Source organism: Actinomyces urogenitalis DSM 15434, from assembly GCF_000159035.1.
GTDB lineage: Bacteria > Actinomycetota > Actinomycetes > Actinomycetales > Actinomycetaceae > Actinomyces > Actinomyces urogenitalis.
Window position 1 is genome coordinate 1157754 of the sequence record NZ_DS999574.1, and the last position, 24962, is coordinate 1182715.

19 protein-coding genes and 1 tRNA gene are annotated in these 24962 nt (G+C 66.0%); 11 read left to right on the forward strand and 9 right to left on the reverse strand.

Annotated features, from left to right (window positions below):
• Positions 1-125: 125 nt before the first annotated feature.
• Positions 126-1241, forward strand: coding sequence for a glycerate kinase (locus tag HMPREF0058_RS04960; protein WP_006548615.1), 1116 nt, complete (start codon positions 126-128; stop codon positions 1239-1241).
• A gap of 78 nt (positions 1242-1319) precedes the next feature.
• Here HMPREF0058_RS04960 and HMPREF0058_RS04965 read toward each other — a convergent pair whose 3' ends face one another.
• A complete protein-coding gene (locus HMPREF0058_RS04965; protein WP_006548616.1) occupies positions 1320-3401 on the reverse strand; it encodes a M13 family metallopeptidase in 2082 nt (693 codons plus the stop codon).
• An 85-nt stretch (positions 3402-3486) separates the two neighbouring features.
• On the opposite strand from HMPREF0058_RS04965, the gene HMPREF0058_RS04970 reads away from it, so the two are divergent.
• From HMPREF0058_RS04970 to HMPREF0058_RS04980, 3 genes are all read left to right on the forward strand, one after another.
• Positions 3487-3945, forward strand: a complete 459-nt coding sequence (locus HMPREF0058_RS04970; protein ID WP_006548617.1) for a ribose-5-phosphate isomerase — start codon at positions 3487-3489, stop codon at positions 3943-3945.
• A gap of 24 nt (positions 3946-3969) precedes the next feature.
• Complete coding sequence (locus HMPREF0058_RS04975) at positions 3970-5052, forward strand: Fpg/Nei family DNA glycosylase (protein ID WP_006548618.1); 1083 nt, start codon at positions 3970-3972, stop codon at positions 5050-5052.
• A gap of 85 nt (positions 5053-5137) precedes the next feature.
• Positions 5138-6442, forward strand: coding sequence for an alpha/beta fold hydrolase (locus tag HMPREF0058_RS04980; protein ID WP_006548619.1), 1305 nt, complete (start codon positions 5138-5140; stop codon positions 6440-6442).
• Positions 6443-6465: 23 nt separating this feature from the next.
• On the opposite strand, the gene epsC is transcribed toward HMPREF0058_RS04980, so the two are convergent.
• The 3 genes from epsC to HMPREF0058_RS04995 form a co-directional block, all read right to left on the reverse strand.
• A complete protein-coding gene (epsC, locus tag HMPREF0058_RS04985; protein ID WP_006548620.1) occupies positions 6466-7041 on the reverse strand; it encodes a serine O-acetyltransferase EpsC in 576 nt (191 codons plus the stop codon).
• 142 nt (positions 7042-7183) lie between these two features.
• The gene (cysK, locus tag HMPREF0058_RS04990; RefSeq protein ID WP_006548621.1) at positions 7184-8107 is read right to left on the reverse strand and encodes a cysteine synthase A; all 924 of its coding nucleotides are present in this window, start codon (positions 8105-8107) and stop codon (positions 7184-7186) included.
• Between the two features lie 355 nt (positions 8108-8462).
• On the reverse strand, positions 8463-9146 hold the full coding sequence (locus HMPREF0058_RS04995; protein WP_040319531.1) for an IMPACT family protein: 684 nt from the start codon (positions 9144-9146) through the stop codon (positions 8463-8465).
• A 183-nt stretch (positions 9147-9329) separates the two neighbouring features.
• On the opposite strand from HMPREF0058_RS04995, the gene rpmF reads away from it, so the two are divergent.
• The 7 genes from rpmF to HMPREF0058_RS05025 all read left to right on the forward strand — a co-directional run bounded on the left by rpmF (position 9330) and on the right by HMPREF0058_RS05025 (position 17459).
• A complete protein-coding gene (gene rpmF, locus HMPREF0058_RS05000; RefSeq protein ID WP_006548624.1) occupies positions 9330-9494 on the forward strand; it encodes a 50S ribosomal protein L32 in 165 nt (54 codons plus the stop codon).
• Positions 9495-9553: 59 nt separating this feature from the next.
• A tRNA-Gly gene (locus tag HMPREF0058_RS05005) sits at positions 9554-9627 on the forward strand.
• Positions 9628-9744: 117 nt separating this feature from the next.
• On the forward strand, positions 9745-11124 hold the full coding sequence (locus tag HMPREF0058_RS05010) for a tyrosine-type recombinase/integrase (protein WP_006548625.1): 1380 nt from the start codon (positions 9745-9747) through the stop codon (positions 11122-11124).
• A gap of 83 nt (positions 11125-11207) precedes the next feature.
• Positions 11208-12587, forward strand: a complete 1380-nt coding sequence (locus tag HMPREF0058_RS11735; RefSeq protein ID WP_050765643.1) for a tyrosine-type recombinase/integrase — start codon at positions 11208-11210, stop codon at positions 12585-12587.
• A 992-nt stretch (positions 12588-13579) separates the two neighbouring features.
• On the forward strand, positions 13580-14041 hold the full coding sequence (locus HMPREF0058_RS13005) for a helix-turn-helix domain-containing protein (protein WP_006548627.1): 462 nt from the start codon (positions 13580-13582) through the stop codon (positions 14039-14041).
• A 1562-nt stretch (positions 14042-15603) separates the two neighbouring features.
• On the forward strand, positions 15604-16110 hold the full coding sequence (locus tag HMPREF0058_RS12295) for a hypothetical protein (protein ID WP_006548629.1): 507 nt from the start codon (positions 15604-15606) through the stop codon (positions 16108-16110).
• Positions 16107-17459 (forward strand): site-specific integrase, encoded by a 1353-nt coding sequence (locus HMPREF0058_RS05025; RefSeq protein ID WP_040319532.1) that lies wholly within the window; start codon positions 16107-16109, stop codon positions 17457-17459. Before HMPREF0058_RS12295 ends, HMPREF0058_RS05025 begins: the two co-directional genes overlap by 4 nt.
• Before the next feature lie 598 nt (positions 17460-18057).
• On the opposite strand, the gene HMPREF0058_RS12300 is transcribed toward HMPREF0058_RS05025, so the two are convergent.
• The 5 genes from HMPREF0058_RS12300 to HMPREF0058_RS12030 form a co-directional block, all read right to left on the reverse strand.
• The gene (locus tag HMPREF0058_RS12300) at positions 18058-18543 is read right to left on the reverse strand and encodes a hypothetical protein (RefSeq protein ID WP_141560465.1); all 486 of its coding nucleotides are present in this window, start codon (positions 18541-18543) and stop codon (positions 18058-18060) included.
• Between the two features lie 2 nt (positions 18544-18545).
• Positions 18546-20993 (reverse strand): DEAD/DEAH box helicase family protein, encoded by a 2448-nt coding sequence (locus HMPREF0058_RS05030; RefSeq protein WP_248596998.1) that lies wholly within the window; start codon positions 20991-20993, stop codon positions 18546-18548.
• 131 nt (positions 20994-21124) lie between these two features.
• Positions 21125-22768 carry an Eco57I restriction-modification methylase domain-containing protein gene (locus tag HMPREF0058_RS05035; protein WP_006548633.1) on the reverse strand — a complete coding sequence of 548 codons (1644 nt, stop codon included), beginning with the start codon at positions 22766-22768 and terminating at the stop codon, positions 21125-21127.
• A complete protein-coding gene (locus HMPREF0058_RS05040; protein ID WP_006548634.1) occupies positions 22765-23415 on the reverse strand; it encodes an N-6 DNA methylase in 651 nt (216 codons plus the stop codon). The genes HMPREF0058_RS05035 and HMPREF0058_RS05040 overlap by 4 nt, the downstream gene beginning before the upstream one ends.
• Before the next feature lie 165 nt (positions 23416-23580).
• Positions 23581-24962 (reverse strand): DUF2326 domain-containing protein (locus HMPREF0058_RS12030; protein ID WP_211205885.1); only part of this gene is annotated, 1382 nt, incomplete at its 5' end.

The following is a 24962-nucleotide window of genomic DNA, read 5'->3' on the forward strand; positions in this document are numbered from 1 at the left end:
CAGGAGTAGCCCGACGGCGGAGCGGCACCGCCGGCCATCCTCTCACCGCCCGGTGCGTGACCCAAGCCGCACCGTGCCCCGGCCTCGGCTAGCCTCGGTGGCAGCGACCCGCGAGAGGAGCAGGTATGAGGATCGTGGCAGCGCCGGACTCCTTCAAGGAGTCCATGACCGCGCGCCAGGCGGCCCTGGCGATGGAGCGGGGAACGCACGCGGTGCTGCCCGAGGCTGAGGTCGCCAGCGTCCCGATGTCCGACGGCGGAGAGGGCTTCGTTGAGGCTGTCGCCTCAGCCTGGGGCGCCCGGCTGGTCGAGGTGGACACGGTCGATGCCCTGGGGCGCCCGATACGGGTGCGCTACGGCCTCGATGCCGGCCGCGCGGTGATGGACGTGGCCAGCTGTGCCGGGCTGGAGCTCGTGGCGCCGGCGGATCGTGACGTCATGGCCTCCACGACGGCGGGGCTGGGGCTCGTCATCCGTCACGCGCTGTCCCGCGGTGCGCGCCACCTGCTGCTGGGGATCGGTGGCTCGGCCACCAATGACTGCGGCATGGGCATGCTCGCGGCGCTGGGAGCCCGGCTGGAGGACTCCGGCGGACGTGAGGTGGCTCCCGCCTGCCCCTCGCAGCTGGCACGCGTGGTGAGGATCGACGTATCTGGGCTGGACCCGGCGCTCGCGGACACCGATCTGGAAGTGGCCTGCGACGTGACCAACCCGCTCACCGGTCCGTATGGAGCCACGGCTGTCTTTGGGCCGCAGAAGGGGGTGCGTGCTGATCAGGTGGGGCAGTTGGACGCCCTGCTGGGACACCTGGCGCAGGTCAGTGGGCACCAGGCCGTGGCTCAGGAGGCCGGGGCCGGCGCAGCGGGTGGCCTGGGTTTCGCGCTGCGGGCCTTTCTGGGGGTGCGCCTTGTGCCGGGCACGGAGCTGGTGGCTCGCGCCGTCGGCCTGGAGGAGGCTGTCAAGGGCGCTGACCTCGTGCTCACGGGTGAGGGCTCGGTGGACGCCCAGACGGCCGCAGGTAAGACCCCGGCCGGCGTGGCGGTGCTGGCTCGCCGAGCCGGCGTGCCGTGCGTGGTCTTTGCCGGCAGGATCGGCCCGGGGGCGAGCGCGCTGGAGGAGCTGGGCGCGCGAGTGGTGCCGATCGTGGACGAGGAGGTCGCGGTCGAGCAGGCGCTGCGAGAGGGGCCGCGCAACCTCGCGCGGGCGGTGGCGCGGTACCTGGAAGGCACTGCGCAGAGTTGACGGCGAAGGGCGGCCCGAGTGGCGCCGTCGCGCTCCTCAGGCCGCCCTCGTCCCGTTCTCAGTCCTGGGCGCTGTAGCTCACCAGATGCTGACTCGCTCCTTGGGGTCAAGCCACAGGCCATCACCCTCGACCACGCCGAAGGCCTCGTAGAAGGCCTCGACGTTGCGCACGATCCCGTTGCAGCGGAACTCCGCCGGGGAGTGCGGGTCGATCGTCAGGAGCAGCTCGGCCTGCTCATCGCGGTTCTTGCCTCGCCAGATCCGGGCCCAGGAGTAGAAGAAACGCTCCAGCGCGCTGAGCCCGTCGATGACCGGTGCCTCGCCCACCGAGCTGACGCCCTCGCGTGCCAGCGCCAGGCGGTAGGCCTTGAGCGCGATACCCAGCCCACCCAGGTCACCGATGTTCTCCCCGATGGTCAGCGCGCCGTTGACGTGCGGCACCTCGGCCACCGGCGTGCCCTCACGCTCGGCCCGGGCCACGAGCGAGGCGGGCTGGAAGGCGTCGTACTGGGCGATGAGTGCCTTGGTGCGCTCAGCGAAGGCCTCACGGTCCTCGTCGGTCCACCAGTCCACCACCTTTCCGGTGCCGTCGAAGGTCGAGCCCTGGTCATCGAAGCCGTGCCCGATCTCGTGCCCGATCACCGCGCCGATGCCGGCGTAGTTCACGGCGGCGTCGGCCTGCGGGTCGAAGAAGGGAGGCTGGAGGATGGCGGCGGGGAAGACGATCTCGTTCATCGTCGGGTTGTAGTAGGCGTTGACCGTCTGCGGGGTCATGTGCCACTCGTCGCGGTCCACCGGGCCAGCGAGCTTGCGCAGCGCTCGGGCCAGGTCGAAGTCCTCCACGCTGCGCACGCTGGCCAGCAGGTCCCCGGGCGTGATGACGACGGCGGAGTAGTCGCGCCAGGTGGTCGGGTAACCGATCTTCGGGGTGAACTGGGCCAGCTTGTCCAGCGCGCGCTCGCGCGTGGCCGGCCCCATCCACTCCAGCGAGGAGATGGACTGGCGGTAGGCCTCGATAAGGTCGGCGACCAGCGTCTCCATGGCCTCCTTGTGCGAGGGCGGGAAGTGCCGCTCAACGTAGATCTCGCCCAGCGCCTCGCCCAGGCACGCCTCGACCAGGCCGACGCCCCGCTTCCAGCGGGGGCGCAGCTCGTCCACACCCTGCAGGTGCTGGGAGTAGAAGGAGAAGTTCTCGTTGACGAAGGAGGAGGACAGCAGCGTCGCGCGGCCGTGAACCACGTGCCAGGCCGCCCACAGCCTCAGGTCCTCCAGGTCGGTCGCGCGCCACACGCTGGCGGCGTGGGCGAGGTAGTCAGGCTGCTCGACGATGGCGTGTGCAAGGAAGTCGCCCATCTGCGCGCCCGCGGCACGGGCTGCTGCCTCGATGCCCTCGCGCCAGGCCTGCCAGGGGAAGCCTGCTCCAGCCTGGACGATCTCCTGCCAGGAGCGTGGGTTGTTCATCTTCTCGATGTCGCGGCAGGCCACGCGGTCCCAGTGCCCCTTGGCCAGCGCGGTCTCCACGGCCATGACGCGCGCTACAGCGCGTGCGGCGGCTGCCTCGTCCTCGGCGATCCCGGCCAGGCGCAGCATCGTGGCGATGTGTGCCACGTAGGCCTGGCGGACCTCGGCCTGGGCCTCCTCGCGGTAGTAGGACTCGTCAGGCAGGCCGATACCGGCCTGGCCCACCCAGGTGGTGTAGCGCTCGGGGGCGTTGAGGTCGTTCTCCACGTCCACGCCGACCACGCCGCTAAACCCGGTGGGGATCAAGGAACCGAGCAACCGCGCCAGCTCCTCCTTGGTGGTGGCGGCCAGGACCGGGGCAAGCTCTGCCTCCAAGGGCTGGGCGCCGAGGGACTCGATGTGCTCGGCATCCATGAAGGTGGCGTACAGGCCGGCGATCTTGCCTGCTGGCGTGGTTAGATCGGGCTGGGAGGCCGCCAGCTCCTCCAGGATCGCGTGGCAGGCCTCTTCGGAGGCGTCACGCAGGTCGTAGAAGGAACCGGCGCTCGGGCGGTCTGCAGGGATCGGGGCGGTGGCCAGCCAAGTGCCGTTGACGTGGCGGAAGAGGTCGTCCTGGACGCGGACGGAGGTGTCAGCGGCGGCGGTGTCCAGCACGCCGGCCAGGATCGGGGAGGCGTCGGTCGGTGTGGTCTCAGTCATGGTGACAACCTAGTGGTCGCCGCGTCCCGTGCTCGATCGTGCTCACGGTCGGCGGTGACTGTTCGCGTGAGGCACAATTGCGCCCATGCGTATTCACATTGGAACGGACCATGCTGGATTTGAGCTCAAGGGTGTGCTCGTCAGCCACCTCACTGAGCAGGGTCACGAGGTTGTGGACCACGGCTGCTACGTCTACGACCGCCTCGATGACTACCCTGAGTTCTGCTTTGCCGCAGCCGAGGCCGTCGTCGCTGACCCCGGCTCGCTCGGCATCGTGCTGGGCGGATCGGGCAACGGTGAGCAGATCGCCGCCAACAAGGTCGACGGCGTGCGCGCGGCACTGGTCTGGAACGTCGAGACCGCCAGGCTCGCCCGCCAGCACAACAACGCCAACGTGGCGGGCCTGGGCGCGCGTCAGCACTCCACCGAGGAAGCCATCGAGATCCTCGACGCCTTCGTGGCCGAGCCCTTCTCTGGCGAGGAGCGTCACCAGGGCCGCATTGACCAGGTCCTGGACTACGAGCGCGCCCACCACAGCGCCTGAGCCAGGCCGGGTACCGTCTGGCCCATGCCTGAAGGTCATACGATCCACCGGCTCGCCGCCGCCCTCAGCGAGCTCTTTGGCGGCCAGCGCCTGCACGTGTCCTCCCCACAGGGGCGTTTTGCTGCCGGCGCCGCGCGCCTGGACGGCCAGGTACTGGTGGGGGCCGAGGCTCACGGCAAGCACCTCTTCGTTGCCTTCGCTCCGCAGGCTGATATTCCCTTCGAGCTGCCCGGCGCGGGCAGCGTTCGTGCTGGATCGGGTCAGGCGCGCGCTCGCAGGCTGACTGAGAGCGCTGACTGCCTGCCAGCCGACGGGCCGGCGCCGGTGACATGGCTGCGGATTCACCTGGGCCTGTACGGCTCGTGGACCTTCGACGGCGACTCCACCTTCACCGCGCCCCACGCCATCGGGGCACCCCGCCGGCGGGTGGGGGAGCGTGGTGAGCACGCGCTGGCCCACGGCGGCGGCTCGGCCCTGTCAGGTCTGTCTGGCGGGCAGGACGACGCCGCAGGCCTCCCTGCGGAGCCTTCGCCCGGCCAGTGGCAGGCGCCCGAGCCCCGAGGTGCGGTGCGAGTACGCCTGGAAGGTGATCACGGCGTCGCCGACCTGACCGGACCGGCGGCATGCGAGATCCTCGATGCCTGCGGGGTGGCGCAGGTCCGCCGTCGCCTTGGCCCTGATCCGCTGAGGCCCGACGGCGACCCGCAGGTCTTCGTGGACGCCGTGCGCCGTCGTCGTAAGGCGGTCGGCGAGCTGCTCATGGACCAGTCGGTCATCTCCGGAGTCGGCAACATCTACCGTGCCGAGTCCCTGCTGCGCAGGGGCGTGAGCCCCTTCGTGCCCGGCAACCGGGTGAGCGAGAAACGTCTGCACGGGCTGTGGGAGGACCTGGTCCCGCTCATGGAGTACGGCGTGGCCACAGGCTTCATCACCACCGTGGAGCCCGAGGACGTGCCCGAGCCGGTGCCGGCCGGGGACGAGGAAGCGGCCCGCTGGTACGTCTACCACCGCACGGGCCGGCCCTGTCTACGTTGTGGCACGCCCGTGAGCGAGAGGGAGGTCGCCGGACGGCGCCTGTTCTGGTGCCCCCGCTGCCAGGCTCGCTGAGCTGCCGGGCTCGCTGAGCTGCCGGGTCTGCTGAGCCGGGAGGGTCTGGCTGCTGCCTGGGCGGCGAGTGGGTAGCGTGAGGCCTATGAGCACCACCTCGCGCCTGATCACCGGCCCCTGGACCACCTCCGTCGCGGGACTGTTCTGCCGCGACCTGCACCTACGGGTGCCGCTGGATCGCTCTGGAGCCGGGGACACCCTGCCTGATGGCAGCCGCGAGATCACCGTCTACGCCCGTGAGGTCGCCCGGCGCTCGGCCCTGGAGGCAGCCCCGAGTGAGCTGCCGGCGCTCGTCTTCCTCCAGGGAGGACCGGGCTGCGAGTCACCGCGCCCGGGCGGCGACGGCGGGGCGGGCTGGCTGAGCGCGGTGCTCGAGCACTACCGCGTCATCCTGCTTGACCAGCGAGGCACAGGTGCCTCCACGCCGATCGACCGGCCCGATGCCGGGGGAGATGCCCGAGGCACAGCACGCCTGCTCACTCATTTCCGCGCTGACGAGATCGTCGAGGACTGCGAAGACCTGCGCCGGGCGATGGGGATCGAGCGGTGGAGCCTGCTGGGCCAGTCCTTCGGGGGCTTCTGCACGATCCGCTACGCCAGTGCTCATCCCGACAGCCTGGAGACCATCTACCTCACAGGAGGCCTGCCCGCCGTCGGGCGCTCCATCGACGAGGTCTACGCCCTCACCTACGAGGCGATGCGGGCCAAGTCCGAGGAGCACTACGCGCGCTACCCCGGTGACCGTCAGGCGATGGCGCGCCTGGCCGAGCTGGCGGGGCGCGGCGAGCTGACGACGTCGAGCGGGGAGGTGGTGGGACCGGAGCGGCTGCGGTCGCTGGGCTCGCTGCTGGGGGCCAGCGGCGGTACGGACACGCTGCACTACCTGCTGGAGCGGGACCCGGAGAGCTGGGCCTTGCGCTACGGCCTCGGCCAGCTGCTGGCTTTCGGCGGGCGCTTTCCGCTCTACGCCGTCATCCACGAGTCCTGCTGGGCCGATGGCGGCGTGACGGGCTGGGCCGCGGCGCGTGTGCGTCCGGCGGTCTTCGATGACGATCCGACGCTGCTGACCGGTGAGCACGTGCGCCCGGAGTTCTTCACCGAGGACGCCACGTTGCGGCCCTGGCGTGAGGTCGCTGAGCTCGTGGCGCACCAGGAGTGGCCGGCGCTCTACGACCCGGCGAGCCTGGCCAGCGGAGGCGTGCGCGGGGCGGCGGCGGTGTATGCCAGGGACGTGTACGTGCCGATGCAGACCTCGCTCGCCACGGCGGCGCTGGTGCCCGGCCTGCGCACCTGGGTGACCAGCGAGTACGAGCACAACGGCTCGCGCGCCAGCGGGGGAGAGGTCTTCCGTCGCCTGCGGGACCTGGCCGGCGGCGTCGTCGTGCGCTGAGCGCCCCTGGGGGCGAGGGAGTCTCAGATATAGATCGTGGGGTCGAGCATGAGCTCGGGATCGGTGCGTGGGTCGCGCACGCGCGCGGGCACGCCCACGCCCACGTGCTCAGCCGGCAGGTTCTTCACCAGCACCGCGTTCGCCCCGATCTTGGCGCCGTCCTCGACCGTGACAGGGCCGAGCACCTTCGCGCCGGCCCCGATCTGGACGTTGTTGCCGATCGTGGGGTGCCGCTTGCCGGGGTTGGTGGAGACACCGCCCAGGGTGACGCCGTGGTACATGAGGACGTCGTCACCCACCTCGGCGGTCTCCCCGATGACCACACCCATGCCGTGGTCAATGAAGAACCTCTGGCCGATCGTGGCGCCGGGGTGGATCTCGATACCGGTGAGGTTGCGGGCCGTCTGGGAGATCGCCCGCGCAGCGAAGGTATGCCCGGATCCCCACAGGTGATGGGCCAGGCGATAGGCCCATACCGCGTGTACGCCTGGGTAGAGCAGGGCGACCTCCAGGTTGGAACGGGCCGCCGGGTCCTGACGCCGTGCGGCGGCCAGGTCCTCCTTGGCCGTGCGGAGGAGAGAACGGTGGGTGGATCGCATGGGTAGTCCTGGTCGTGGAAGAAGCTGGTCACTAGACGAACGCCGACGGCGGCTCCCCTGTTCCCAGGGGAGCCGCCGTCGTATGACGGGACAGCTCGGGAGTGCTCACCCCGCAGCGGGACCGCGCCTTGGCCGGCAGGTCTTAGCTGAGGTAGTCGGCGTACAGCGGGGTGGACAGGTAGCGCTCGCCGGTATCAGGAAGCACCGTCACGATGGTCTTGCCCTCCAGCTCCGGGCGCTGGGAGAGCAGGTCCGCGGCGGCCAGGGCGGCACCGGAGGAGATGCCGACCAGCAGGCCCTCCTCCTTGGCGGCGCGGCGGGCGTAGGTCAGCGCGTCCTCGGAGGAGATGTGCAGCAGCTCGTCCCAGATGCCCTGGTCGAGGACCTCCGGGACCATGTTCGGGCCCAGGCCCTGGATCTTGTGCGGGGCAGCGTGGCCCTCGCTCAGCAGCGGGGACTCGGCAGGCTCGACGCCGTAGATCTTGACGCCGGGAACCCTCTCGCGCAGCACGGTGCCCACGCCGGTCAGCGTGCCGCCGGTGCCGATTCCGGCGACGAAGGCGTCCACCGTGCCGGCCTGCTCCAGGATCTCCAGGGCCGTGGTCTCGCGGTGGACCTTGGGGTTGGCCGGGTTGGTGAACTGGGAGGCGAGGATCGAGTTCTCGGTGGCTGCCTGGATCTCCTGGGCCTTCTTGACCGCTCCGGCGACCCCGCCCTCGGAGGTGAGCACCAGCTCGGCGCCGAAGGCGCGCATGATGGCGCGGCGCTCCTTGCTCATGGTCTCAGGCATGGTGATGACCACGCGGTAGCCGAGGGCAGCGCCCACCATCGCCAGTCCCACGCCCGTGTTGCCACTGGTGGCCTCGACGATCGTGCCACCGGGCTTGAGCGCCCCGGCGGCCTCGGCCGCGCGCACGATCGACAGGGCGATGCGGTCCTTGACCGAGCTGGCGGGCTCGAAGGCCTCGACCTTGGCCAGGACGGTGGCGGGGCCGGAGATGACGCGGTTGATCTTGACCAGCGGGGTGTTGCCGACGGCCTCGGTGATGTTGGACAGGTAAGCCATGATGCTTCTTCCTTGTGATGTCCCGGGTACTCATGTCCCGGCAGATGGGTCAGTCAGAGGTGCGAGTGTGGGGCAGGGGTGCTGCTGATACAGGGGTGGGCTGATGCCCTGAGCGCCGGGCAAGTACGCGTCATCGCGCGCACTCAAGCTCGTGGCCTGGCGCCCTACCGACACTGGCAGCAGGAGAGGGACATCGCACACATGACGCCGTTGGCCATCATGGGGGTCCTCCTCTCCTGAGGCGTGGCTCGGTGCTGTGCCAAGCCTGACTGGTTGAGGTGACAATAACCCTCGCGGTAGGAGGGACGTCAAGGCGTCCGCATAGTGACCTGCGCCGGTCGCGGGGTGCTAGCGCTCAGACGGGCAGCTCGACGACGGCGCTTCCGGCCGGCTCGGGAACCGCCTCGCCCTGGGTAAGGGAGGCGAGCAGCTCAGCCAGGGGTGCAGGGTCGGGTGAGTCGGTGGCCAGCAGGACGACGGCGTGGGTCGGCCCCCAGATCATCTCCTTGACGCTGAGGTCTGGATGGGCACGCAGGTCCGCCTCCAGGCGGCCGGCGTCGGTGACGGGCACGCGTACGTCCCACAGGTAACGGGTGGCGAGGCGGACCTGGGACGCCGCTGCCAGACCCTGGGCAGCGGCGTCGGAGTAGGCGCGGACCAGCCCTCCGGTTCCCAGCAGCGTGCCCCCGAAGTAGCGGGTGACCACGACGGTGGTGTTCGTCAGTCCCGTTCCCCGCAGGACCTCCAGCATCGGCTGACCGGCGGTGCCGGAGGGCTCGCCGTCGTCCGACGAGCGCTCGATGGGCAGGGCGCCGGGGACCGAGACGATGAAGGCCGAGCAGTGGTGCCGGGCCGTGGGGTGGGCTGCGCGTACCGAGGCGATGAAGGCCCGGGCCTCCTCCTCAGAGTCGGTGCGGGCTGCGCGAGCCAGGAAGTGGGAGCGCTTGACCTCCAGATCAGTCTCCGGGTGAGGCTGGCGGGCCAGTGTCAGCATGGCAGGGGGAGTGGAGGCGGCGCTGGAGGGAGATGCGGAGGGCATGACAGGATCCTCCCAGACGCCGCGTGTGGCTCAGATGCCAGGCGGCTGACGGCGCAAGGGACTGATCTCACATGCCGAAGCGGGGTAGCGGGGTGGAAGCCGCTCCATGGAAGTCGTTATGGTGTCCCTCGGTCCAGTTTTCGATGGATCGTGCGATCCCCAGACTTTGGAAGGAGCGGGCTCATGGCAGTGCCGAAGCGGAAGATGTCCCGCAGCAACACCCGCAACCGCCGCTCGCAGTGGAAGGCTGAGCTCACCGAGCTCAACACCATCCGCGTCGCGGGCCGCGAGATCACCGTGCCCCGCCGCCTGGCGAAGGCCTACAAGACCGGTCTCCTGGAGCACTGAGTCTTGACTGACTCAGCCGCCTAGCGGCTTGAGTCTCGGGGCTGGAACCAGCCCTGCACGCGAGTGTAGTTCAATGGTAGAACGGCAGCCTTCCAAGCTGCACACGCGGGTTCGATTCCCGTCACTCGCTCCATGACTTTCCGTTGAAACGGCGCCGATTCCTCACCCGAGGCAGCGGCGCCGTCTCGCTGGAAACGTGCACGCGTGGTCCAAAATGGTCTAGCGGTGACGCAGCGGGAGAGGACTCCCCATGGCACCCCGCGCCGCCCGCTCGGCCTTCGGCACCATCACCGGCCTGCCCTCAGGCCGCTTTCGGGTGCGCTACACCGGCCCTGACGGGGCCAAGCACTCAGCCCCCACCACCTTCGACACACGCGCCCAGGCAGAAGCCTGGCTGATCGGCGTACAGGCTGACGTGCTGCGCGGCACCTGGACAGCCCCCACCCTCATAGCCCCCACCACGCTGGCCGAGTACGTCCCCACCTTCCTAACCCAACGCGCCGCCGAACTGCGCCCCTCGACCCTGGGCCTGTACGACCGCCTGGCACGCTCCTTCATCCTCACCCCCGTTGGGACCGGGACTAACACGGTTGACCTGTCCACGGTGCCCCTGGCTCAGATCACCACCCCACTCGTACGCGACTGGCACACCGCCCTGTGTGAGCAACTCGACCACTCAACCACCACACGCACCACCACTGCCGCCGTACGCGCCACGCGCCGCACCCACCCTGCCCGCGCCTGGGCCAAGGCCAGTGGGATCGACGTCCCAGCCACCGGACGCCTGCCCCGCACGGTCCTGGCCGCCTGGCAGGCCGCCGGACGTCCTCAGCCGGCCCCGCACCTCCGGGAGGACATCGGACGCCGTCCAGGCCGTTGCCAGGCCTCACAGGCCTACAGGCTGCTGCGAACCGTCCTCAACCAGGCCGTAGAGGACGGGCTAATCGACCACAACCCCGCCCGCGTACGAGGCGCAGGAACCTCACGCGCACCCGAACGCAAGCCACTGACCCCCGCCGAAGTCTCAGCCCTGGCAGCCGCCATGCCGCCACACCTACGCGCCGCCACACTGCTAGCCGCCTACTCAGGACTACGCCCCGGCGAGGTGTTCGCCCTACGCCGCCGAGACATCGACCTCAGCGACCCAACCAACCCCACCGTCACAGTCGAACGCACACAAACCAGCACACGAAACCGCCAACCCACCATTGGCGCCCCCAAGACCGCCGCCGGACGGCGCACCGTCACCATCCCGGCAACCGTCGCCCGCGCCATCGCCACACACCTGGACACCTACACCGCCCCCGGCCCCGACGCCCTGGCATTCACCAGCACCACAGGAGGCCCCATGCTCGCATCCCACCGCTCGCGCGCCATGGCCACCGCCCGCGCCACCATCGGACGCGACGACGTGACATGGCACCACCTGCGCCACACCGGCGCCACCCTGGCCGCCATCAGCGGCGCCACCATGGCCGAACTACAGGCACGCATCGGCCACGCCTCACCACGCGCCGCCGCCATCTACCAACACGCCATCGCGGGCCGAGACGCCCAGATCGCCGCCGCCCTGGACACCTACGCCGCCACACCCACCAACGTTGTGCCACTCCGCCGCCTCAGCGCCTAACCACCACCTGCACCCCGAACGCCGGGCATGCGTGCTGTGCTCGACACCTACCCGGCACTGCCCACCCATCTAGGAGAACACTCATGGCCACCCACTCCCACCGTCCTACGGTTCTCGTGCACCGCCCGCTGAACGAGCCACAGGGCCCCAACGGACGCCCCGACGCCCCACCCCTGCCCCCTGCCTGGGACAGCCTGATCAGGGTCTACCTAGCCGAGTGCGCCCAGACCGGCACCAAACCCACCACCCTGACCGCCCGACGCGGCCACCTGAGACGCCTCGCCCTGGACCACCCCCACCACACACCCGGCACCATCACAGCCCCCGACCTGCTGACATGGCTAGACAGCCTCGACCTAGCCCACGCTACCCGCCGCGGCATCCGCTACACCGTGCGAGGCTTCTTCGCCTGGGCCCAGGCAAGGGGCTACGTCTCAACCAGCCCAGCCAGACACCTGCCCCCGATCCCACGCATCGCCCCACCAGAGGGCCAGGACGTGCCAGGACTAGACGACCCCCATGCTCAGGACCGCGGCCCCGTGCGCCGAACCGGCCCGGTCGCCGCGCCCATCCCACCCATGTGGGAAGAGGCAATCACCGGATTCATGGCATTCGAACGCATCCAAGGACGCGCCACCACATCCCGAAAAAAGAACCGCGAACAACTCGCACACCTCGCCCGCACCATCCCCAACGCCGAGTACGGCCCGTGGTCCGTGACCACCCCCACCCTGCTTCAGTGGTACACAGACCGCGAGATCGCCCTAGAAACACGCCACTCCCTACGCACCACCCTGCGAGCCTTCTACGCGTGGGGAGTCGCCGCCGGACACCTCACCACCTCACCGGCCGACGTGATCCCACCCGTACGCCGCCCCGGACCCAACCCGCACCCGCTACCCGACGACCTCCTAGGCCAGGCACTGGCCAAGGCTGACGCGCGGCAGACCCTGATACTGCGCTGCGCAGCCGAGGCAGGCCTACGCCGCGCCGAGATCGCCGCCATCCACGCCCGCGACCTCCTACAGACCTCAGGCGGCACAGTCCTAGCCGTCCACGGCAAAGGCTCCAAACAACGACTAGTACCCCTCGCCCCCGGCCTGGCCGCACTCCTGACCGACGCCACCAACGCCGACCCGCACGGCTACGCCCTACCCAACGGACAAGGCTCACACCTCAGCGCCGAACGCGTGGCAGACAGCGTGCGCCACCTGATCCCCTCGCCCTACACCCTGCACGCCCTACGCCACCGCTTCGCCACCACCGCCTACGACGCCACACGCGACCTGTTCTCCGTCCAACGACTCCTAGGCCACGCAAGCCCCACCACCACACAACGCTACGTAGCAACCGACGCCGACCAACTGCGCGCCGTCGTCGCCGCCGTGGCACAACGCAGCGAGTACGCAGCCCTGCCCCACCCCATCCCAGGGCCTGAACGTGGGAGAAATCGGGCCAAATGAGGACCACACGGCAAATCTGCTTGCCCTAGGTAAACGTCCGCGCCATGCTCTCACCCATGACACGCAGCCACCGCCGACCACGGCCCAACCCATCGCACGCACCCCGTGCACTGGGCCTCCGCCTGGCACGGCTGCACCCACTGATCACCTCCCACCCCGACGTTGCCGCCCTCATCGACGAACTGGCCAACGATCGCCGCCCTCGTAGCCAGTGGCGCCTCAACGTGGATGGCACCGTGTTGCGCGTGTGCACTGCGCTCAACGACGCGGCTACCTCGTTGCGCGTTTCTGGGCTGTCGCCTCATGCCATCCTCGCTGCTGAACGCTCTGCGGCCTGGCTGGCCTTCGAACTGTCGTACCTGCATACTCCACGGGGCGAATGGTCAGCTACCCGGCGTGCAGGGCGAGCCGCACGGATTCGGCGGGTGCACGGTGTACTCCGGCGGATTGTGATGCCCGAATCAACTGCCTTACAGCGCCTTCCCATCGTGGAAAGATGGGAGGATGAATGGGACGACGTAAGCGGGCACACCGCCGGGCGTCTACTGCGTCCCCTTGAATGGCTCCGTTTCCAGGTCCACCCACATCCACGTTGCTCAATGCGTGCTTTTGCTCGTTACGAAGAATTGAAGCATCGGTGCAGAGACTTTTATGCCTACTACGCCGAGCGCGCCCTACACGACACGGCTACGTTCTCGTCGTTACCTGAGTTCGTGCCCGGACTCGATGACGTACCCGCGCCAACATGGCGCCGGGCATCTAGCACTGACGCGTGGCCGCTGCCGTGGCGGCCCGTCCTAGTCAGCCTGACGCGCGCGGTCCTGACCGCTGCCCCTCCTACCGTGGCCCCTGTGCCGGTGGGTGAGGGGAGTTGCGCCCGTTTCACCCTGGCCGCCTGAAACCCAGTTAGGCGACCCCTCAACCACATACCACCGGCATAGGCGCCCGGCGGCCTCTCAGTACACCCGTACCCCTGAGAGGACACCCAAGCCATGCCTACCCCTAACCCTCTGCGCCCGATCGGCACCCCGACCGTCACCCTGCCGCTACTGCTGACCCGCTCCGACGTGGCAGGAATCTGCCGCGTTCACCCGATCACGGTCACGCGCTGGCTCAGTGACGGCTCCCTACCCGTCCTTCGCATCGGCACCCGCCCGCGCGTCCCGGCGGCTGCCGTGCTGGACTACGCCACACGTGGCATGTCCGCTGACTGCCGTCGCACTTTCCTCACCGTGGCTGATCCGGCCACAGTTGACGTACCGGCCATGCTGCGTCCTAACGAGGTCGCTCAGTGCCTGGCTGTCAGCCTGTCCACGGTCAACCGGCTGATCCGTGATGGCGAGTTGCCACGTGTGGGCACGGTGCGCTCGTGCCAGGTTCCCGCGACCGCCGTAGCCGCGTGGATCGACGCCAACACCACCCCCGCACGCGTCCCGCTGAGCCTGCGAGGCTAAGCCATGTCGGGCCACCTCACAGTTGACGGTGCCCGCCCACACGTCGCCACAGTTAGCGCAGCCATCGCCTCATGCCGATACCCCCTGACACCATCGGCCAGGCTCGTGGCCTACCTGCTGGCTGCTGACGACTACGGCAAAGGCACCGCCCCCGGACGCGACAATCTCAGCGGATGGGGACACCTGCCGCTGACCACCGTGCGCCGTGCCCTGTGCGACCTACGCACCCCACCTGCTGGCACGGACCCGCTTGTGACGACATCACGCGCCCGGGCAGGGGAGGGGTGGCGTACCCGCTACGCCTTCACACCCTCATGGGCTAAGCACGCTCAGACCTACGAGCGCACCCAGCCGCTCACTGTCACGGGCGAGCGCCCAGCGGTCACGGACTGGGTAGCCTGCACGGTTCTGGCTAGTCAGCCTGTCAGCGTCCGGCTCGTGTCCTTCGTTCTTGCCTTGGCCTCGACCGACGGTCTGACCGTGACAGCCACGAGGGCGGAACTGGCAGCCTGGACAGGGCTCAACCGAAAGAGCCTGGCCGCCACGCTCGCCACGCTAGACACCCTCGGCGTAGCGCAGCCACAGGCTACGGGGAACGGCTACAGCCTTGCGACCCTGGCCACCTACAGGCAGGCCCTGGCCCGCATGGTCGCAGACCTGGACGCCCAAGGCCAGGCCCTAAGCCCTGAGACGGCCTGCGTCTGGGCAGAGGGCAAGCCCCGCAACGACGCCGCTCCTGCGAGGGCGCTGGCCCGGTGGCTGACCGCAACAGGCGCCCAGGGCAGCCCGGGCGACGTTGTGGCTGCCTTCCTCACGCACATGGAGACCGAGGCAGCACCCTCCCAGCGGGGGAGACGGGCGACCTACTACAGGTTGGAGTTCCTGGCCTCGCAGGTGCGAGACCGAACGGGGGTCCGAACGGGTCCAATTCAGGGCGCGGAACGGGGGTCTGAACGGGGGTCTGAACGGGTCCAATTCGCGACCAACCTGCCAGGTCTGAACGGGGGTCTGAACGGGGGTCTGAACGGGGGTCTGAACGGGTCCAAAACCGGGCGCGGAACGGGTGTAGAAATGTGCCCCCTCCCTAATACCCTTCCCTTCCCTACCCCTGACGGTTGGCCCGTCGGTGACCTGCCCGGGGAGGTTGTGCTAGCGGTGCGCGGCCCACTAGGTCCATTTGTCCGAGATACCCGCTTACCTCTCGATCCGGACACGCTGGCCCGTTGGGTCTTGGTCTACGCCGAGCGGGCCGGGCAGTCACGGGAATGGGCACTAGACCGGGTTCGTTCCCTCGCTGCCGAACCGTTGACCGGGGCGCGCGAGCCGTCCGCTGAACTATGGCACCGGCTCATGGCTCACCTGCCAGGCGGTGATGCCTGATGACTGCCCTCGTTTTTTCTGAGCTTGATCCCACTGGAACACCCCGCGCCAGCGTGTTTTCTCCCCCAGAGGAGGGAAGAAAAAACGACCGAACGCGAGAAGTATCGGATCAGAGAGACGAAAAATGCCCAGGTTCGTCCCTGACGGGCAGTGCGTGTTTAGCCGAGGGGTGTTCCAAGCCTGTGCAGGGCCGTGGTCTGTGCGCTGCCCACTACCGGCGTGCTCGCGGCCTTCATCCGGGCACCCTCGACGGCTACGCCGCTGCCCAGGAGTCAGGACGGTGGGTAGGTGACGAACTCGCGGGCTACGGCTGCGCTCACGTGCGCGTGCTCCATGCTCGTGGCTTCGCCTCGCTGTATGCCTGCACGATGCCCGGCTGCCACTCCCAGGCAGCCGAGTGGGCACTACGCCCTGACGCCGCCCACGCCCGTCGTGACGACACCGGCACGTGGTCGCCCGATCCCTGGGACTACACACCCATGTGCGCCGCGTGTCACCGGCAGATGGACGCCGTCACCCGTGCCGCTCGCAAGAGCCGTGCCACGCCGTTACCCGCCCCGTGGTCCTGGCCCTCCGTCCCCACCTTCGCCCCCGTGCGCCGCTGGCAGGCAGCACAGGCCCCGCTACCAGCGCCCGCCCCGCCCACCGGGCAGACCCCGCCCATGCTCGACCTAGGAGAACTCTCATGACCGCCCGCTCCCACCGCCGCGCCTTCGGCACCATCAGCCGCCTACCGTCGGGGCGATTCCGTGCCCGCTACACGGGTGCCGACGGGGCCAAGCACTCAGCCCCCACCACCTTCGACACACGCGCACGGGCCGAGGCATGGCTAGTGACCGCACGCGCTGAGGTGATACGAGGCCGAATGCCCGTTCCTGAGACTGCCAGCCTCACCCTGGCCACCTACCTCCCGGCCTTTCTAACCCACCGTTCCGCTGAACTGCGCCCCTCGACCCTGGGCCTGTACGACCGCCTGGCAGGCTGCTTCATCCTCACCCCTGTGGGGACCGGGGCCAACATGGTGGACCTGTCCACGGTGCCCCTGGCTCAGATCACCACCCCGCTCGTACGCGACTGGCACACCGCTCTGCTGACACAGTTCGCCCAGATCACCCCACAGTCAACCACTCGCCGCGTTCACCCCGCCCGCGCATGGGCGAAGGCCAACGGGATCGACGTACCGGCCACCGGACGCCTGCCCCGCGCGGTCCTCGACGCCTGGCAGGCTGCTGGACGCCCCGACCCTGCCAGGCGGACACCCAACGTTCACACCGGGCATGGGCGCACCCAGGCAGCCCAGGCATACAGGCTGCTGCGAACCGTGCTTAGTCGGGCTGTGGAGGACGGGCTGATCGACCGTAACCCGGCCTGCCTACGCGGGGCAGCCACCGCCCCGGCGTCTGAGCGCAAGCCGCTCACCCCTGCACAGGTCTCAGCTCTGGCCGCTGCGATGCCGCCACATCTTCGGGCCGCCGCCTTGCTGGCTGCATACTCAGGCCTGCGCCCCGGCGAGGTGTTCGCCCTACGCCGCCGAGACATCGACCTCAGCGACCCAACCAACCCCACCGTCACCGTGGAACGCACGCAGACACGAACTCGCGCAGGCCAGAGCGCGTTCGGGCCGCCTAAGACCGCCGCCGGGCGGCGCACGGTCGCCATTCCGGCCACCGTCGCCCGCGCCCTGGCCGATCACCTGGCCGCCTACACCGCCCAAGGGGCCAACGCACTTGTGTTCACTACCCCCGCCGGAGGCGTCGTATCCGCTTCCTACCGCTCTCGTGCCATGGTCACCGCCCGCGCCATCATCGGGCGCACTGACCTGCGATGGCACGACCTGCGCCACACCGGCGCCACCCTGGCCGCTGCGAGCGGCGCAACCATGGCTGAGTTACAGGCTCGCATCGGTCACACCTCGACGCAGGCCGCCGCAATCTATCAGCACGCCCTAGCGGGCCGAGACGCACAGATTGCCGCTGCCCTGGACGCCTTCGCCGCTGCCCCGTCCAACGTCATCCCCTTGCGAGCACGCACAGCCTGACCCGCTTGCCGTGCCCTGCCGCCGTCTGTCCGGTGGGAGGGCACGGCATTATCTGTTATCGCATTCAAAAAGTCGAAACCCTCGCAATAAACTTGCAGCCCAAAAATGGCCAAAAAACGTGTTTTCGTGGTCTAACGTGGTCCAGGGGTTGCGAATTTGAGACTCGAACGGCTAACCTCAGACAAACAACGACAGTGAATAAACGCTGCAATATCGCCGAATTCCAACGGATTCGAGGTGTCGCCCCGACGCCTTCCAAGCTGCACACGCGGGTTCGATTCCCGTCACTCGCTCCAATAGAACGTCACTTTGGATACAAGGATTTCCGGCCCGGCCGGGAAGTGTCCGGGGTGGCGTTTTCGCTGTTCCGGGGCGGTTTTCGGGGTGTTCGGGTTGGGTGTATGGGGCCGTGGAGCGGCTCTCAGCTGGGGCGGATCGTGTCCTCAGAGCGTCCTCCCGGTGGCTTGGTCGGCCAGTTAAGGCAGGAAGCGTCAAAAAATATGGCCTAGCGTCAAAAGGTTCAGCCCCGCGTCAAAAAGTATGGGGCTTGCGTCAAAAGGTATCGAGCAAGCGTCAAAGGGTACGGAGCTCGGGCGAACTAGGCAACGCTGCGTCGTGTTTCGTGAATCTGATCCTCACCTTTGAAGCGCCACTTAATAATCAGGGCGTCTACCGTCAAACCCCATGCGCCAAGGATGGTCAGCGCGTACTGATCTCCATAGTCCAGACGATGAGGAAGCGATGAGTAACGCACGAATTGCTCGGCTTCATCCGGGAGTGCTGAGATCGCCACCAACTCAATGACGCGACCAGACTGATTGGTGAATGCCCATTTGTGCTTGTCCAGCCGCACCAATTCACTCAGAGGGGCGGGTGCTTCTCGTTCTGCTAGTTCAAGTGCCTGCGCACTGATGAGGTTCGCCTTGTCAGCATGCTCATTCGATTGCTCTGCGAGCGTGTTAGCACATTCAGCGATTCGGTTGGCTTCTGCTGAGCGCCTATTGGCTCGGTGCGACTCGACAGCAGCCCAGATGGCAATGATGAGCGCACCGGCAGACAGAACGATGGAAATAACGCTACCCATGCTCATTCAGATTTCAGGGTAATGACGGTGTCGTACAGGCCAACTTGGCGCAGGTCTTCACGGCGCTTTTGCTCCGCATGGGAGGCGTAGCCGGCGTAGGACAGGGAAGCATCCTCATAGCGACGGAAGGCGAAGACAGCCTGGTTCATGTGGATGGAGTTGAAGACCCCCAGGTTCACCAGGAGATTGAAATCCTCCACGGACAAACCGGTGACCCGCTTGAACAGGTCTGGTTCGATCTTGGTGATGACGTCGTAGAGCGTGTTCTCCCTGAAGTCAGTCAGGTACATGAACGCTGGGATCCGGGTAGCGAACTTGATGAGCTTTTCCTGGATCTGCTTGCGCTTGGACTTGTACTCCTTCTCCTCAGCTGTGAGCTCCTTCTTCTCCTTCTTGGTCAGCGAGTCACCCTTTTCCTTCTTCATCTTCGACACCGATTCACTCTTGTTGACCACGGTCTCGAAGATGTCAACACCCAGGGCACGGAAGCCTTCGATATTGAGGATGGCTTCCATGGCACGCTCGTCGTTCATGATCTTCTTGAGCGTCATGTTGTCGACGTTGACGAGGATCGCGGACTCCCACTTCTTCGCCAGGAGGGTGGCCGAGGTGCCAGACATAGCGATGTCGAGCACCTCGCCCGCATCGATCTCCTTCATTGTGGCACCGTCGTAGGCCAGAACCGGGAGGTAGTTGACGAGCTCGGCGACGGCATGTTCGGGGCTCTTCGCCTCGGGATGTAGCCCTGTGCCGTAGTCGGCGATCTGGCGCAGAGCGCGCGTGGGTGCGAAGTCGAAAACGAATCCGACAGGCTTGAGGACCTCCTCCCGGTTCGGGTCATCCCCATTGGGGTTCTTGATTGCCCACGGGGACTGCACCCGGAAAGCGGCCTGGAAGTAGGACTCCGGGCTGGTGAGGTTGCGCAGCATCAGGATCGATGACCACTGCTTGACGGTCACCCCGGTGGTGAGCTTGCCGCACGACAGCGTGATGGTCTTGGTGTCGTGCCCGTCCCCAATTGCCTCACGCACGGGCGGGAGTGCTTCAACCCCAACCCCAGCGCCCACGCCAGCAGCGACGATCACCTGGTACTGATGCCAGAAGGTGTTGTGCCGCGCAGCGAGCAGGTTCGCCATGGCCTGGCAGGCAGCGACGTTTGGCAAGTACCAGAACGAGTGCTGGAGGTAAGGAAGCAGACGGGCATCCGCATACGGGAAGGGTGGGCGGCCACCAGCTTTGAGCATGTCCATCTGTGTAGGCGCGTGCTCGCCACGGATAAGGTCCAGCCACTTCTGTACGTCAGATTCGTGGACGAACCGCGCTGTCTCATTACTGCCTGTGGCTTCGAAGAAGGTGTTGAGGTCGAACTCGTTAAACTCACCCTGGTGCGCGATAGCCACCAGGTCATCGGGCATCCGGTAGGTCAGCAGACGCATCTCCGGTAGCGCGGCATACGGGTTCCACTCACCGGGATGCTCACGCGCCCATTCGCGTTTGGCAAGCTGTTCGTCGGTATAGGTCCAGTTGAAGATCTGTTCCTCGATGAACTCGCCCGTGGCAAGAGCCTTGAAGGGTGTACCCGAGAGGTAGAGGTAGGAGCGGGTCGTGATGGGAAGAAAGTCTTCTTCATCGCTACCCAGCTCGTCGAGCTCTTCATCGAAGGCGACCAGCCCCTCGTGGTACTCAGCCTTGAGTTCCTTGGCAGCTTCCTTCTCATCCTCACCTTCGAAGAGGGCTTTGGCGTTCTCCCGCCAGGCTCCGAAGTGGTACTCGTCGAAGACCACCAGGTCCCAGTTGACAGTGTGAATCCACTCGTTCTTGGACTTGATCAGGCCGGTCTTCTTGTCCCGTCCGAGGAGGTCCTGGAAAGAGCCGAAGTAGACCAGAGGCTGATCTGCCTTGACTTCGCCACCCTCATCGAGGGTTTTCGCGCTCAGGTACTGCCAGCCTTCAAAGTCCACGTGGCTTGCCAGGTCTTCACGCCAGGCGTCTTGGACGGCAGGTTTGAAGGTCACCAGCAGCACGCGTTTGGCGCCCATGCGTTTGGCGAGCTGGTAGGTGGTGAAGGTCTTGCCGAAGCGCATCTTCGCGTTCCACAAGAAGCGCGGGACCGCACCCGGATCTTCTTCCCAGATGGAGTTGTAATAGGCAAGAGTTTGTTCGACAGCACGGGCTTGCTCGGGGCGCATCGCGAAGGTCTGGTAGCGCTCGCCCGTGTACTCCACCCCGGTGCGCAGTTCCGCGATAGCAGTGAGCACATCAGCAGGCTTGCAGCGCACCCACTCGGTCGCTGAGCCAAAGTGAGGGTTGGCAAAGCCCTTCGCCTTCAGGCGCTGGATGACGTCCTTGTCACGGAAGATGCTGCCATCCTCACGCTCCGCAATGATGTCGACGTGCAGGGTGAACTCCTGCTGCATCTGCCCCTGCGACTCACGGATCCGCTCACGCACATCCTCCTTCGTGGTCTGCCCGACCTTAATGAGCCCCTCATAGCCTGCCGGAGGATTCTTTGGAGACCAGGCATAGATCCGCAGGCGCGCCGAGGGCTTAGAGGGAAGGAGCTCCTCATCCCGCCTGGCCATCACTCATTCTCCATCGGGCGCACGATGGACTCAATGAACGCGATCTCCTCACCAGTGAGCCCGTACTTGGCGTACAACTCCTCATCCGTCCACTCTCGGTCCCAGGACTGTTGCGGAACGAACGTGTAAACCTTTCGAGTTGTATCCTGCGAAGCCTTGTGCAGGAGGATAAGGAAGCGAGTGAAACGGCACTTGAGGTAGGACAATGCGCTAGCTGCCTCAGATTCGCTGTTGAAAGGCCCGATACACAGATAAGTCTCGGAAGATACCTCCCCCGGTTTCCCTAGGAACGGCGTGCTAATGATCCGATGCGGATAAGTATCCTTGTTGCCCGTACCCGGAGCCGCACGCCCAACAAACAACTTCCAACAGTCGACGAACTCGTGTCCAGACCGGATGGTTTCCGCCGGGACGTATGCCGTCCCTCCGTTTTGGTAGATGACGTAATCCGTCTCGTTCCTTCGTCTGTCGTTGCCTTTGAATGTGGTGTCGAGACCGAACGGTTTACGCGCGCTTACCAATTCTGCGAAAGAGCCAGGTGCTTCCTTTTCAAGAACTTTCTTGAGAATGCTGACTCCTTGATTGAAGCGGATAAAGGTTTCAGTTCCCGCTTCAAGTAGCGGGCGTGTTGCGACAGACGGTTCTTGATCTTTGAAGTGCGTTGTTACAGTGCAGTCACCTTTGCTGTCTCGATTCCAAAGGAAGTAACACACTCCGCCCTTGAGGCCAATGCCTGAGAAGACGTCCGAGGCATTGACATAGTCCGTGATTGCGCGAAGTCGTCGATCGTTGAGCATCGAGGCGCGAAATTCGTCTAGACCCTTGCCGCCAGTGAACCACCGGGATGGGATGATCATCGTCAAATAGCGGGGATCCAAAGCTTTCGCCTGCTCGACAAAGTCCTGATAGATGGGCGCCGCTGACTTGCCAAACCCTCCGTCGGAAAGCTGGTAAGGGGGATTGCCGACGATCAGATCAAAATGCATACTGGCTCCAAATATTTCGTTAACGCGTTTCTTTATGTCGTCAGTGTGGGTGAAGGCGTAGGCGTGGGTCTCAAGATCTTCGCCACGCCCGTAGTCTTCTTCCCCAGCCCCGCAGTAGGAGCAGCGCCGGCCGGTGCGGATAAAGATTTCCTCTCCGGACAGTGGGTCGACGCGGCTCTCGCGTATGCCGGTCTTGTCATCCCAGGTGTGTTCGGTGCGTTCAAACCAGATGTTGCCTTCTGGTGTGTCGAAGGCCGAGCAGATGGAGTGCTCACTGTTGGCGTACTTCGAGCAGTACACGCTTCGGCGAGCCATGAGAGCGGTGAGTTCCGTGATCGCGATCCCGTAAATCTGCTTGGTGAGGATGTGGTTAACCCGCTCCTGCGGATCCGGAATCAGGGAGGCCAGCCCATCGTTGAAACGGCGGGTCGCCTCCCGTAGAAATACCCCAGTCTTCACGAACGGATCTAGCACCCGGGCGTTCGGGTTCGCCCACAGGTTCTCCCCATCGTGGTCACGCGCCCACGTCTCGGCGGCGAGGTCAAGCATTGCGGCAGCCATCTCTGGAGGTGTGAACACCTCATCGTTCGAGAGGTTCGCGATGCAGGTGAGCACATCAGGGTTGTGCTTGTTCAACAGGAGGTTCGACACGCTCATGCTGGCTGCGCTCCTCTTTCGGCAATCTCGGCCACAGTCATAGGAGGGAATGACGTATCGGGGGTGAAGATCTCGGCCATGTCCATGGAACCGAACAAGGTGTCCTCCCCAAAAGCCGCACGCTTTGTCAGGTCCTGATACTGGAAGTCACGTCGCTGGAACTTTCCCGCCCCGAGGTACCCCCACTCGGCAAAGGTCAGAGGCTCGCCGTTGGGGATCGTCATGGTCAGAGCATCGGCCTGAACGATGTTGATCGCCAGCACTGCACGAGCTGCCGATTCCCACGAGCCGTCGGGGTCTTCTCCGATGAAGTCCGTGAAGATGGCGAGGAGGTTGGCGCGGCAGATCTCGGCGTTGTCGGCAAGCAGCTCGATGCCGTAAGTGCTCATCAGGGCCAGGAGTGCGTAGTGGCGGCGCTCGAAGTCGTTCTTGCCGTAGCGGGCGTGGACAGTTGAGAGCTTGCGGCGCAGGATCTCTTGGAGGAAGGCTCCCTCACCGCAGGCTGGTTCCAGGACTCGAGCATCGATACGCTCCGACTCGTCCTTGACCAGGTCAAGCATGTCGTTGACCATCCATTCCGGGGTGAAGACCTCACCATGGTCGGCCACACGCTGCCTGGACTTGACTAGTTGCACCTGCTCGCTCACATATCCTCCTCGCCTGCTCCAGCGTGGAGCATCGCGGCTGCCTTGTTTGTCTCACCGCGATGCTCGAAGCGGCCGCGAGGAGACACGCCATCTTCCATTATCGGTTCTCGGCGTTCTCGGAGGGGTGAGGCGAGGCCGTGTGTGCGCCAGAATCATGCGGATTGGTCAGTCAAGTTCGTCGAAGCTGAACTCAAGTTGCCCGTCACTGCCGCTCTTGCCTTGACGCTTCCTGCGGAACCTGGGCAGTCGATGGGAAGGAATCCCGAATGTGGGGCGCTCGTCAGCGGGCATGCTCGTGATGTAGCCGAAGAGGGACTCTTCGTCAGCATCGAGCGAGATGACCGTGTGGGCAGCGACGACTTTTTGGGCTTCCGCGCTCAGGGCGCCGGTGGCATCGAGCGCGAAGAACGACTGTTTGGGCATGTTGGCGAGGTAGCACAGGATCCGGCTTTGCCGAGGTTTAGAGATGTTCGCCCAGACCGGAGTGTCGTGGATGAGGAACGGCAGCTCGGTGATGCTGAGGATGGCTTGGTCGAGCATGACCATGGCTGTGTACGCGGTGCCGGTACCATCGTCGCCGGGAACGTTGAAGGTGTAGCTGTCGTAGTTGTTGAACGTGAGCTTGGGAGGGTTTGCCTCTTCTAACGCATGCGCGAGTTCCTCCAAGCGCGTGTTGATGAGGGATTGGATTTCCGGGAGTACGCCTGCCTGAGTCTGGCTGAGTGCTTCTTTGGCCTGCTCGGCTTGTGCGGCGAGTTCACTGCGTCGTTCGTGCTGCCTAAGCGCCAGGTCGACGTCACGAATTTGAACCTGAATTTGGGAGTACTGGTCGAGGAGGGTCCTGGGCAATCGCGCAGCCGAGCGCTCCTTGATGAGCTGATGGCTCAGGTCGCGGATTTGGGACGTGAGTGCCTGGTCGACGGCTTGGAGACGGAGGATCTCCTCTTGTACCTGGGCTGCAAGATTGGTGCGAATACGCTGATGGAATGTTGCGACCTGTGTGAGCCTGTCCGTGTTGATCTGCGGGAAGATTTCGGCAAGTTCATGCCAATCTGCATTCGACGGGGCGGTGCTTTCAAGATGGCTGGCTGTAAGGAAGCTGATCTGTGTTCGCACGCCTTCTTGTTGGTTCTGGAGAGCGCGGATCTTTGCACGCAGTTCCGCGTTGTGTCCGGTGATCATGTCGTCGTCTTTGAGCAGGCGCTCGTCCTCGTCGCGCAGGATCTGTTCGGACTTGCGCTGAAGTTGGACGATTTCTCGCCGCTTTGCTTCGGCCTCGGTGCCTTTGATGGGCTGAACCACGAACACGCCCTCATGGTCGGCACGGTCGAAGGCCCGGAGCTTTTTCGAGCTGTCCTGGAATCCCTGATGATCGCCCTCTACCTGACTGTAGAAGCCGGTGAGTTTTTCCAGACGAATGATGGCGTCCGTGGGTGAATCTGAGGAGCTTTGTTGCAGGGCACGGCTTGGGGTGAGGTTGTCGCGCCCGGCAAGACGCACATAGGGGCCAACCATGTCTCGCAGGGACATGTGTGGCGTGTGAATCT